Raw genomic sequence first — 12,226 nt, 5'->3', positions numbered from 1 at the left:
CTTCTTTAAGTTAAATAAATTCTTCTTAAATCATTTAAATCAGCTTCAGACAATCCCATCGCTTTAACAAAATAGTTACCATAGTCACCGTAATTATCAAGAATTGCCTGCTTGGCCACATCAAGTGTGTCACCTTGGACTTGAAATGCGGCATTCATTTGATTGACAAACTCTTCTGCTTTGTCATTTTGCAGACGTTTACGCAAAGTGTCCTGATCAGAGGTGCTGTAAACAATGTTTGTCAAAATGTAATCCTGTTTGATGGTGTCGTAATCTACTCCAAGAGCAGTTAGAATTAAAAATCCAGCAACACCAGTTCGATCTTTGCCAGCAGCACAGTGAAAAAGAAGTGATTGCTTTGGCTGATCATTTTTCAGCATATCTTGAAACATTGTTTTGAAAGCTAACTGACTTTGTGGATTTAAAATCATGAGTGCGTATGGATGCGAATAATCAGCATTGTCTGAATTTTCCGGTACCTTTGGAAGGTCAGAGTGGTCATTTTGGGCAATTGGATAGACTGGATAAGAACGATAGATGGTGTTATCTGGTAAACGGTCCTTTAACCAGCTAGCTTCAGAAGGCGACCGTAAATCAATGTCGTAGTGCAACCCATAATTAGCCAATTTTTTCACATCTTTAGCAGTTAAACGGCTGAGATCTCCAGATCGCAATAGCTTTTGCCACTTAATTGTGCGGCCATCTTGCGTGGTGTATCCGCCGAGTTCACGAAAGTTGACACTACCGTCGATATCTAATAAGCGTTCTTTTTTCACTTTGATCCCTCCAAACTATCATTGGCTTCATTATACCAAATATGAATTGGTTCGTTTAAAAATCAAATTGTAAACAAAAAAAGACCCGATCATCACTGACCGGTCTCTTTATATAGGGGAGTAGGTTGTTATCATGAAAAACAATGAAATATAGTAACTTTGGAGGAGTATGCTATTTTCATATAGATAAAGTTGTTTAGCTCTTATCTATGTTTATTATAATACCCTCTATTTATGAATATTGTGTGACGAAAGATTTAAAGGTTTGTTAACTCGCATTCAGCCACGTTTTGACGGCATTTTAATTGAGAACTGCAACACCAATCGTTAAGTAAGTTGCAAACAAGATCCAAATTAGATAGGGAATTAGTAAGACTGAGGCAGCCCGGTTAACTTTATAATATTGTAAAATGCAACCTAGCACGACCAAATCCAAAATAATCACAATCACAACGCCAACCCAATAGTAGTTTCCACCGAAGAAAACAATACTCCAAACAAAGTTTAGGCCTAATTGAACGGCAAACAATAGGTAACTTGTTGTTTTTTCACCTTTAAAAGCAATTGATTGGTAAATAAGGTAGCCAGATATTGCAATTAACAAATAAAGGAGTGGCCAAACGATTCCAAAAAGATAATCTGGTGGTGCTAGTGGTGGGAGGGACAGTGAATTATAAATTTCTTTGATATTTCCGGCAAACAAAGAAGATAGGCTTCCAAGTACTTCGACGCCGACAATGAAAAGTAACAACGCTTTCCAATTAAATGATCTTTTTGTTTCCATATATGAAAATCCTCCTATGTCCTGGTTTAGTTGATATCTAAAGTTTAACAACGTTATTATTTACCCTAAAGAAAAATGCTCAATAAATTAATCTTGGTTGAGTTTATACAATTAGTTATAAAAAAGAGTAGACAAAACTAATTGTTTAGTCTATAATTCTACTTATGGTAATTATAACTAAATTTTAAAGGAGCGTTTTGCATGGAAAAAATAACAGTTTTATGGGGTCCAAGTTGTGGTTCAGCACGGAGAGCATGTCAATGGTTAGATGAACATAATTTAGCCTACAATAAAGTTAACGTTGTTTCACAGGCAATTTCGTTAGATACTTTAAAAAAAGTTTTATCACTGACAGAATATGGCGCCGATGAAATCATTTCGGAAAGATCTAAGATGTTTAAAAAATTTGGCCGTAAATATATCGATTCACTCACAATTACTGAATTGCACCGGTTGTTAGTGAATTATCCAAGTTTGATCAAAAAACCAATTATTTTCACCCATAATAAGTTACAAGTTGGTTTTAACGAAGATGAAATTCGAAGCTTTATCCCAAGAGAAACTAGACGCGTGACTTTTGCTCAAATGCTGGAAGTTTTACATGACGCTTAAAACTAGAAGATTTTTATAAAACTCCCTAAAATAAATTTTTGGGGAGTTTATTTTGTGATTTGTTAGAAACTTGACGCGATCATAAACAAAGTAGTTCATTTTTATGATAAAATAGATAGAATTTAATGATCGTTTAACTTAAAAAGGTTATCAAGTTGGCTATGCTAGTTCAGTAACTGACAACAATTCGAACGGAAGTGGAAATAATGGAAAGTAATTATCGAGTGGCTGAACTATTGATTAGACTTATGAATGGAGAGGCGTTATCGTTTAAAAAGTTTGCGGATAAGTTTAGCGTCAGCACGCGTACTTTCCAACGAGATATTTCTTATATTCGAAGTGCTTTAGCGGAGTGCGATGCCGGCAAGATTGAAAAAACTGCCGATGATACCTATCGATTAGCTCAAAAAAGTGAGCAAAAGAATTTTGAAATGGTTTTAGCGACGAGCCACATTCTGTTAGGAAGTCGGGCATTGAAGCAAGATGAGTTGAGCGACACGTTGACATTCTTAAGTTCAGGTCTGCCACCGGCAATGCAAGCAGAGCTGCATCAACAGCTCACGATTCCTCGTGGAAGCTATGTGCCGCTGTCAACACCTAAGCCGTTACTGAAACAACTCCGTGAAATGACGATGTATATTGCCAATAATCAAAAGCTAGTTTTTATGTACCATAGTAGCGCGCCTGGACAAGATTATCCGATAAAGCATAGGGCTCAACCAGTTGCGATAACCTTTCAGACCCATTATTTTTATGTGGTCATGTTAAGTGAGCAACATGGCGGCTATTGGTTGTATCGGCTGGATCGAGTTGTCAAAATTTTAGAAGCCAAAAAAGGTGACAAACTTGATTATGCGGAGCGGTTTTCCTTACAAGATTATCACCATCAGACGTATCTTGAGGACAACGGTACATTAACGCGTATCCAGTTTATTTATCGGAATTACAAGGGGACTGCTTTGGATGCTTTGCCGGATGCTCATGTTCTTAAAGAGTATGCGGATGGCAGTCTACTGATCGAAGCCTACGTTAAAGTTGGTGGGGCGATGTTTTGGTTAATGAGTCAGGGACCTGGCTTGAAAGTGGTGTCCCCACCGTCGTTAGTGAAAAGGATACGTGATGAATTGACCGCTGCTCGTGATCAGTATCTTGAATAAATCGAATTGTTAAACACATCATGAAAATGGTGTGTTTTTTGTTTGGAAAATTTTAAAGTTGTTCGCAAAATGACATGTTATGTCGGGAGTCTTTTGTATGATGTCACTTGTAAGTTATCGTAATTAACCAAAAAGGGGAGATTCTATGTTCAAAAATACAAAAACAATTTCAAAGAAAATGTTGATCAGTTTATTAACAGGAGTTACGTTAATGGGATTGGGCGCCGGTGTCACAACTGCAGTTACTAATACATCAAACATGCAAACAAGTGTACAGGCGGCTACCACGCCAGAATATATATCTGGAAAAGCGGGGACTGAATTTCAACAAGGTCTGACTTGTTCCGTTGGCGGTATTCAGAAAACTGTATGGTTTTCTTCGATGACTTTAAAGGCTGGTGAAACGAAAACAGTAAGCATGCCAAAAGTGACAGGTTATGCGTCATCAGCAACCTCAGCAACGTTTAAAGAAAATGCTTCAGGAACTGGTTATACATTAGTTTTTAATGGAACGGATGATTATTCAGTTTACTATGCGAAAGTGTCAACAAAAAAGACTACAAAGAAATCTGTTTCGGTCAAGTATACAAAAAAGGCATTAACGAAACAAGTCCGTCTAGCACCAGGTCATGATTTCTACAATCATGTACCAGGCAGCAAGTATGCTACAAAACGTGTTCATTATGGTAAAACATATGCCGGTAAAACAATTACAATTAATGACCAAGGCATAAAGAAAGGTATGAAAACGCCTTATTATCGGTGTTACTACAAAGGTAAGTTAATTGGTTGGATTTATTATTCTGCAGTTGTGAATAAAGCCACTTACAAAACAGTTAAGAAAACTGCAACGGTAATTGCAACTCCTAAAAATAATTTCTATAATCATTTGACTTACAGTGTTTATAAAACAAAGTTGTTGCATTATGGAAAAACTTACCGCGATCGCAAGGTAACAATTAATAAGCAGGCAGTTCGTGCAGGAACCAAAACACCTTATTATCGTTGTTACGTTAACGGTAAAGAAATTGGTTGGATCTATGGCGGTAATTTAACTAATATTAAGTAGAAGTATTGGAAAAGCGATCGACTTAGATCGCTTTTTTGCTTGGATTTAAAATTATTTTGATTTTATTTTTAAATAATTGTAATTTGCCACATTGTGTCGAGCACTTTTTGTATCCTTTAAAAGGTTATACATAAATAACCAACTACAAGGAGGAGTTCAATGATGAAAAAACAAAAATTAGTCACTTTAGCAACAGCAGCCATGATCGCGGGCGTAGCTGCAACAGCAACAAGTATTGATTCAGTTAAGGCGGATACCAAACCCTCAACAGATTCAAGTGCAAAGACTACCAGTGAGGCAACTACTCAAGATAAGAGTGCCGTTTCAGGGGCTCAAAAATCTGTTGCCACAGCCCAAGCTGCTAAAAATGCAGCTCAAAGTACGGCAAATTCAACGGCAGCAAGTAAATCGGCTGCCAAAACACAGCTTGTAAAAGCAAGTAGTAGTGCTGATGCTGCGTCTTCAGCACAATCGGCGGCAGAACAATATAAAAGTGAAGCCACTTCTGAGGGAATTACTAAAGCACAAGTGGCAGTTTCAAGTGCAAAAAGTGAAACCAGTGCTGCACAACAGGCAGTTTCAGTCGCACAAACTCCAGTATCTGCTGCCAAGGCTGACGTAGCAGCTAAAAGTAGTGCGGCATCTAGTGCGCAAAGTGCAGTAAATACAATTAATAGCCAAATCAGCAAGATTGAAGCTAAGACTAGTACAGAAAAAGCCAGCATTACCTTAGCAAAGAGTTATATTAATGCCTACAAAAAGTACCTTAGTGATATAACTAATGATACCGCGCGTGATAACCTTGATACTGCAGTTAAAAGTTTTGACAAAACTGCCAAAATTACGGATTACAAGGCAACCACTGCTGATAAAAATGAAAAAATTACTAATGTTGGCAAATTGACCACTGCTCAAGCAAAAGAATTAACCACGTTTACTGCTGGTGTTATCAATGCGCTTCGTGCTCAGGTTGGTACAGAAGCCGTTAAAGTCAGTGATGGTTCAGTAAAATTAATCCAGTTAGAGGTTGCTCAAGAAGAAAAAGAAAAATACAATGCTGGTAAAGAGGGCGACACTGCGGAAATGAACAGTTCGGTCTGGAATGATGCTGATCTTACTTCAGCAGGTATCAAATCTACCGCTGTCAAAGATTATTTTGGTAAGTATAAAAGCTATGTGGATGATTGGGATTATCCACTTTGGACATTTTACTCAACAAAAAATTTAACTATGGCGGATTTGAAAGAAGCTGCGTTCGAAGCTGTTCAATACGCTTTACAAGCTAGTGATTACGTACGTGGTGACCTATTGGGTAGTAAAGCGTCTGCAGATGTGAAAGGCGAGTATCTTGGTGCAACGTTTGATAACTACGGCACATTGCATTTGAACTTCATTATAAATTTTGACGCGGCTAAAGTAGCTGCCGCTGCATCTGGAAATGATTTTGGTGGAGGTGGTACTGGTGGTTATGGTACTGAAATCCCTGCCAGTTCAAAATTCTTCGATAATCAAACGACCCCGGTCCTAAAAAGCACTTCAAGTAGTTTAAGTGCTGCTGACACAGCTACGCTAAAGAAAGACAAAGCAAATCTAGTTGTCGCACAGAAAAAAGTGACTACTGCAAATGCTGCCTTGAAATCTGCAAAGGCAATCTTGTCAGCAGTTCAAGCGAAAGTTAATGCTGCTAATAAGGTGTTGACAACCGCTAAACAGACCCAAAAGACTGCTGAACAGTATTTAAGCAATTTAGAAAATGCTGATGCTAATTTGGCAACTGCTAAACAAGCTGTCATTGATGCCCAGACCAATTTGGTAGCTGCTAAAGCTGCTTATGCTAAAACAATTGCGCCTGATCAAGTTGCTCAAGAAGCTTTGAAGGTCGCAAAAGCTGTTCTTACTACTGCTGAAACTAAGCTGTCAGTTGCTAAAGCGAATTTGGCTAAACGCCAAAATGCCGCTGCACAGAAAACATTAGTTTTAAAGAAGTCAGGATCTAATAGTAATGTTCAACAGGTTGTTTGGTACGACCATGGAGTTTCTAATAGGCAAACTCAGAAATTAGCGTCTAATAATCAATCAAAGAGCCAAGCTTTACCACAAACTGATGACGCTAACCAAAGTTACTTAGTTTTGATTGGGATGGCACTGTTAAGCTTAATCGGCCTTGGAACACTTGATAAGAAACGCAGAATTTAAATTCAAAAAAAATAGGTGAAGAAAGATATGAAAAAAGCGATTTTAGGAGCAGTTGTTGGTTTAAGTTTGCTGGGGTTTAGCGCCACTGGACTTACAAATAATGTACAAGCAAGTACTAGAGTAACCAGCGTAAAGTACAAAAATATTAAGGACACGACCGTTCATGTTGCTAAGGGCACAATGTATAGCACAACTAAACTTAGCAAAGTATCTCATTATGCTAAAAATTACAAATACACCTCTTTTAAGCGAACGGAACAAGCAACGATTAAAAAGAGTAACGGCAAAAAGTATGTTTACCAATACGTGAAATCTGGTAGTGTAAAAGGTTGGATCTGGCACAGTTACGTCAAAAATGGAAAAGCACCAAAGAGACCAAATGTGGTGCTAAAAACGACTAACATGAAAGATGCTAAGGTCCATGTTGCAAGTGGGACAATGTATACCACTGCAAAATTAAGCAAAGTTGCCCATTATGGTAAGAATTATAAATATACAACTTTCACGAAAACTGAGCAGGCTTCTGTGAGAAAAAGTAACGGTAAGACGTATACTTATCAGTATATTAAATCCGGTAGCGTAAAAGGCTGGATTTGGAGTGGCTATGTTAAAGCGGGTAATGCACCTCGATCGTTCAGTAGTTATAACTTAGCATTTCAAGATTATGCTCAGGGTACAGGTTTAGGTGGCGTATATGGCACTCCAATCCTTGAAGGCTTTGACGATATGGGGAATGAATTGATATACAACTATAATGAGGATGTTGCCAATTCAACTAGCAGTATCAACAAAAATATTACAGCATTTCAAAATATCTATAATTTGTTCAAGGGTCGCTTCTCAAAATCTCAGCAAACACATTTGTCAGCAATGATTACAAAAGTTAGGGCTTTACCTACCTCAAGTGATGATGATATATACGAAGTTCAAGAACAATTAGTAGAAATTTCTCAAGCTATGGGAGAGGTAATTGAAACATTCTAGAATAAAGATGTTTCAAAATTTAAGTAGATAGGTTCATTAAAGGCAGTGTCCAACATGACACTGTCTTTTGTTTATTCTAGTATCTAAAGGTTGAAAGTATCAAAATTACTTCAATAACTAGTCTTAAAAGACCTGTTTTAAAATCAGTAGTTCAATTGCCGTCCTGCGGCTCACTTAGTCCGGAAGCAAATGGGCTCAGTAGTGTCGTTTATCTTAGCGGGTTTTGCTTAGATAAAGGCCGAGCTTGGAGACGTGGCTTGCGGCTCCAAGCTCCAGCCCAAATTTGCTGGAAGGCGACATTTTATCTAATTTTGCTGCCATGAATGTTTTCATATCAAGCAACAAGATAAGTTTTTGTAGTTTCAACCTTTAGCTAGTATTCAAAAAAAGCCTTAAGAGAAGTATTCAAAGTTCTTATCTTAAGGCTATAGTCTTTTGAAAAATCAATACTACTTTGTTTTAAGAATTTTTTCGGTTTGTTTCTGTAATTGCCCCATCGCTTTTTCAGGGGTCACATGGTTTGCTGTAATTTCACTAGTGGCTTTCTCTAAGTCTACTAAATATTGATCATAGCCGAGGAAAGCAGGGTCAAGATATCCAAAACTCAGTGATTGCGCAGCAGCCTTAGCAGTGGGACTCTTTGCTAAATAACGTTTATATTCAGGATCCGTTTGTGCTGATTTAGTTAACGGTACATAACCCGTTTGCTCAGCCCAATTAATAGTTTGTTTTTTACTCATTAAAAATTTAACAAAGGCCGCGGCGCCTTTTCGTTGGGCGTTTGAAGCTGATTTGAACATCACAATGTCATTTCCTGCAAGGGATGTTGCGCGTTTACCTTTGTAACTTGGTAGCGGAGCGGTGCCCCAATGAAGGCCTTTAGGCGTGCTTGCTGTCATGATCGAAATTCCGGCAGACGAGCCACTATAAAAGAGTGTTTTGCCCGCGAAGAACTGGACACTGCCATAGCCATCGGTTCCGGCAGTGGTCGCAGTTTTATTTTGCAACATATCCCAAATGATATGGGTGGCAGCTAAGGTTTGAGTGGTGTTGATGCCAGCTTTCAGCTTATTTGAAACGAGTGGGGTTCCGCCTTGCTTTGCCAAATCATCCAGTTCACTCATAAATGTTTGGTCAAAGGCAATCGCTGTGATTCCTTTGGACTTCAGTTTGATCCCATCTTTTTCGATGTCTGTCCAAGTTTTGGGAACACTTAAGCCATACTTTTTGAGAAGATCTTTGTTATAAACCAAAACGCGAACCGATTTGGAAAATGGCATTGAATAATATTTTCCTTGGTACTTACTAGACTGAACAAAAGCTGGATAAAGGTCACTTAAATCAGATTTCTTTATGTACGAATCAAATGAGGTCACAAAACCGCCTTGAACAAAACCGGGTACTTCGGTGTAAGTTGCCTGTGAAATTGTGGGTAAGGTTTTGGATTTAGCAGCAGCGGTAATTTTTTGTTGCAGACTTGTGAAATCGCCTTGAGAACTGCCCACAACCTTGTATTTAGTTTGCGAATGATTGAACTTGCTAATTAATTTATTCAGAGCCGTTTTGTGAACCCCCGTCATGCCATGCCAAAAAGTGATGGTCACCCGGTGGGATGCGGAAGTGGAAGCTTCTTTAGTGGTACAAGCGCTGAGTGTCAAAACGAGCGTTAAAGCAAAAATAACGCTTAAAAAAGTGCGCCGAAGATTTTTCATGATAATTATCCTTTCAAACCAGTTTTTGTGATGCCGGCAATGATATATTTTTGCAGAAAAAAGTATAAAACGAATAGTGGCAACATGACGAATACCGTGGCGGCCATTAATAATGGATAGTTTGTTCCTGAATCATTGGTAAATTCAATGAGACCGACGGGTAACGTTCGCAAATGATCAGAGTTAGTCACGATCAGCGGCCACATAAAGGAATTCCACGAGCCAATGAGTTGTAGCACGGCCACGGCGATAATTGTGGGCCGATTTGCGGGCACTAAAATATGCCAGAGATATTGCCAGTCAGTTGCACCATCGATTCGTGCCGCGTAGTAAGTTGAGCGTGTCTGCGTCTGAAAAGCTTGACGAAGGGTAAACATGGAAAAAATGCTAGCTAGCCAGGGAACAATCAGGGCGGCATAGGTATTAATCCAATGCAATTGCGAAAGGGTCACGAAGTTTGGAATCAACAGTATTTCACCCGGAACCATCATTAGTGCGATCAATACCGAAAAAAGCACCTGTTTGCCATAGAACTTGAGATGGGTAAAGGCAAACGCCGCAAGAATACTTGTAAACAATTGCCCTAAAGTGGTCGCGATGGTGACAATCACTGAATTCAGACAATAACGCGCAAATGGTGCTGCATGCCAAGCTTGTAAATAATTTTCCCAGTGTAATGATTTTAGAAGCCAAACTTTAGGAACAGCTAGGGCTTCTGCTGGTGTCTGCAGACTGGTGATGATCATCCACAAAAATGGCAGTAACATCGCAATGGCGCCCAAGGACAGCAAGAGATAGCTGATTAGTTTTGTGAGGTGTTTACTCATGACCGTTCACCACCTAACAAGGTCTGGTGACGGCGGAAATACCAAAAGGTTAGGACGGTGACAATTGCAATGAAGCCAAATAAGATAATTCCACTTGCTGCTGCAATTGCATACTGATTTTCCACATAGAACTTTTGGTAGAGGTAGTACATCATGGTCAAATCAGCGTTGGCAGGTCCCGCCGTTCCATGGAAGAGCGCAAAAACCTGATCAAACACTTTAAAGCTTGCAATGATGGCGTTGACTGTGATCAAAATGGTCATTGGCGCTAACAAAGGGACTGTGACATTGGTAAACTTTTGCCAATGAGAAGCTCCGTCAATACTGGCTGCTTTGTAGTAGCGTTGATCGATATTATTCAACCCAGCTAAAAACAAGATGATATTGAAACCTAATCCGCGCCAAATGCAGATAATAATTAAGGCTATTAACGAGTAGCGCGGGTCGTTTAGCCAATTAATGGCGGATAGCCCAAACAACTTTAAAACTTGATTCAGCAAGCCATAATTAGAGTGAAAAATCCAATTCCAAACTAAGGCAATTGCAACTGTAGAAGTTACAAATGGCAAGAAATATATCGCGCGAAATGAGTTAGCCAATCGTTTGATGTGATTGAGCAGCAGGGCAATTCCAAGTGCAAACACGATGGATAATGGGGACGAACCCTACCACAAAAATAAGGGTGTTGCGCACAGCCAAGTGAAAATCCGGATCATTCCATAGATAGACAAAGTTTGCGCCGCCCATTTCACTCACTTTGTTTGTGAAGTAATTATATTTGGTGTAAAAACTCATCAGAAATGAACCGATGAGTGGCCAAATTATAAATGTGACGGTGACAATCAGTAACGGCATGAGATATAAGAGTGCATGCAAGGTCGATTTGAGAGTTGGTTTGGCGTTAATCATTTGCGTCACCATCCCAAATACACATTCCGTTCTGGTCAAACAAGAAGCAGCCTTTTGCAGTTATGTAAACAGATGTCATTTTTGATGAAGGCAATCGGTCTTCAATAGCGGTACTCAGTAACTCAAAGTTCTCACTATGCAAACGAGTTTGGCAGTCACGGCCAAGTTGTATTTGGTGATCAACCGCCATTGGTATTTCAGCGAACGTTGGTTGGGTTGTGGACGGCAGAAAAACTGCTTCACTGCGAATGCCAACAATGGCGGTGTTTGCAAGCACTTTTTTGGAAATTTGAGTAGTTATGTAAGGCGCAATATTGGCAATCGGGACCAGATTAATTCTGGGCGTGCCAACAAATTTTGCAACAAAAAGGTTCCGCGGATGGCGATACAAATCCGATACCAAACCAGTTTGTTGGATGTGGCCATTTGAAATAACCATGATTTTATCCGCGATTCGTAGCGCATCCTCTTGATCATGAGTGACAAACACGGTGGTAACTCCAGTTGTGCGTTGGATACGACGAATTTCATCGCGCAGTTCACCACGTAACGCGGCATCAAGATTGGACAACGGTTCATCAAGTAACAAGATATCAGGATTTTTTGCTAATGCACGGGCAATTGCCACGCGTTGTTGTTGACCACCGGAAAGTTGGCTAGGAAGTTTGGTGATCTGATCTTCGACATGAACTAATTTAGCGAGTTCGCCGGCACGTTTTTGGCGCTCTGCCTTTTTAACGTGGGCCATTTTTAACGGAAAGGCAATGTTATCTAGCACAGAAAGATGCGGATAAAGGGCGTAGTCTTGAAATACCATGCCAATGTTGCGATCGCGGACATCTTTTTTAGTGACATCTTGGTGGTCAAACAAGACTTGTCCAGACTTAGGGGTCAATAATCCCGCCAACAAATTCAAAATGGTGGTTTTGCCACTACCGCTAGGGCCAAGAAAGGCGACCAGCTCGCCATTTTCGACTGTGCAGTTTAAGTGTTTAAAAACGTTGTGGTGTTTCTCATAAGATAAAGTAATATCTTTAAGTTCAACCTGCATGTGATCACCCCTAATGATTAACATTTTTTATGGACTAAATTTTGTATGCTTTTTATAGTATAGCAGTTAAAAACTGACCGGACATACGTTTTTGCGGGTGAATGGTCAATTTAGTGATTAAAAAATTAAAAATGAAGCATATAAAAACG

10 protein-coding genes and 1 pseudogene are annotated in these 12,226 nt (G+C 39.3%); 5 read left to right on the top strand and 6 right to left on the bottom strand.

The features are described from left to right. Positions 1-5: 5 nt before the first annotated feature. The gene (locus AB3217_RS09035; protein ID WP_068804828.1) at positions 6-776 is read right to left on the bottom strand and encodes a tyrosine-protein phosphatase; all 771 of its coding nucleotides are present in this window, start codon (positions 774-776) and stop codon (positions 6-8) included. A 301-nt stretch (positions 777-1,077) separates the two neighbouring features. Next, the gene (locus AB3217_RS09030) at positions 1,078-1,560 is read right to left on the bottom strand and encodes a TspO/MBR family protein (RefSeq protein ID WP_068804825.1); all 483 of its coding nucleotides are present in this window, start codon (positions 1,558-1,560) and stop codon (positions 1,078-1,080) included. 201 nt (positions 1,561-1,761) lie between these two features. On the opposite strand from AB3217_RS09030, the gene AB3217_RS09025 reads away from it, so the two are divergent. The 5 genes from AB3217_RS09025 (at position 1,762) to AB3217_RS09005 (ending at position 7,578) form a co-directional block, all read left to right on the top strand. Beyond that, a complete protein-coding gene (locus AB3217_RS09025; protein WP_260266720.1) occupies positions 1,762-2,172 on the top strand; it encodes a Spx/MgsR family RNA polymerase-binding regulatory protein in 411 nt (136 codons plus the stop codon). 206 nt (positions 2,173-2,378) lie between these two features. Further along, positions 2,379-3,329, top strand: a complete 951-nt coding sequence (locus AB3217_RS09020) for a YafY family protein (RefSeq protein ID WP_157077554.1) — start codon at positions 2,379-2,381, stop codon at positions 3,327-3,329. 145 nt (positions 3,330-3,474) lie between these two features. Further along, entirely contained in the window at positions 3,475-4,398 is a 924-nt protein-coding gene (locus tag AB3217_RS09015; RefSeq protein WP_068806980.1) for a GW dipeptide domain-containing protein, read from the top strand. A 162-nt stretch (positions 4,399-4,560) separates the two neighbouring features. After that, entirely contained in the window at positions 4,561-6,594 is a 2,034-nt protein-coding gene (locus AB3217_RS09010; protein ID WP_367366013.1) for an SEC10/PgrA surface exclusion domain-containing protein, read from the top strand. Positions 6,595-6,621: 27 nt separating this feature from the next. Then, positions 6,622-7,578 carry a hypothetical protein gene (locus AB3217_RS09005; protein ID WP_068806986.1) on the top strand — a complete coding sequence of 319 codons (957 nt, stop codon included), beginning with the start codon at positions 6,622-6,624 and terminating at the stop codon, positions 7,576-7,578. 449 nt (positions 7,579-8,027) lie between these two features. Here AB3217_RS09005 and AB3217_RS09000 read toward each other — a convergent pair whose 3' ends face one another. From AB3217_RS09000 to AB3217_RS08985, 4 genes and pseudogenes are all read right to left on the bottom strand, one after another. Then, a complete protein-coding gene (locus AB3217_RS09000) occupies positions 8,028-9,290 on the bottom strand; it encodes an ABC transporter substrate-binding protein (protein ID WP_068806988.1) in 1,263 nt (420 codons plus the stop codon). 5 nt (positions 9,291-9,295) lie between these two features. Further along, complete coding sequence (locus AB3217_RS08995; RefSeq protein ID WP_068806991.1) at positions 9,296-10,117, bottom strand: carbohydrate ABC transporter permease; 822 nt, start codon at positions 10,115-10,117, stop codon at positions 9,296-9,298. Continuing rightward, a pseudogene (locus tag AB3217_RS08990) lies at positions 10,114-11,026 on the bottom strand (carbohydrate ABC transporter permease). The gene AB3217_RS08995 and the pseudogene AB3217_RS08990 overlap by 4 nt, the downstream one beginning before the upstream one ends. Then, on the bottom strand, positions 11,019-12,077 hold the full coding sequence (locus AB3217_RS08985) for an ABC transporter ATP-binding protein (RefSeq protein ID WP_068806994.1): 1,059 nt from the start codon (positions 12,075-12,077) through the stop codon (positions 11,019-11,021). Before AB3217_RS08985 ends, AB3217_RS08990 begins: the two are co-directional and overlap by 8 nt. Positions 12,078-12,226: the final 149 nt, after the last annotated feature.

The sequence above is a fragment of the Pediococcus parvulus genome, assembly GCF_964063155.1.
Taxonomy (GTDB): Bacteria; Bacillota; Bacilli; order Lactobacillales; family Lactobacillaceae; genus Pediococcus; species Pediococcus parvulus.
The sequence above is the reverse complement of the archived record's forward strand: the minus strand, read 5'-3'. Positions and strand labels throughout refer to the sequence as shown.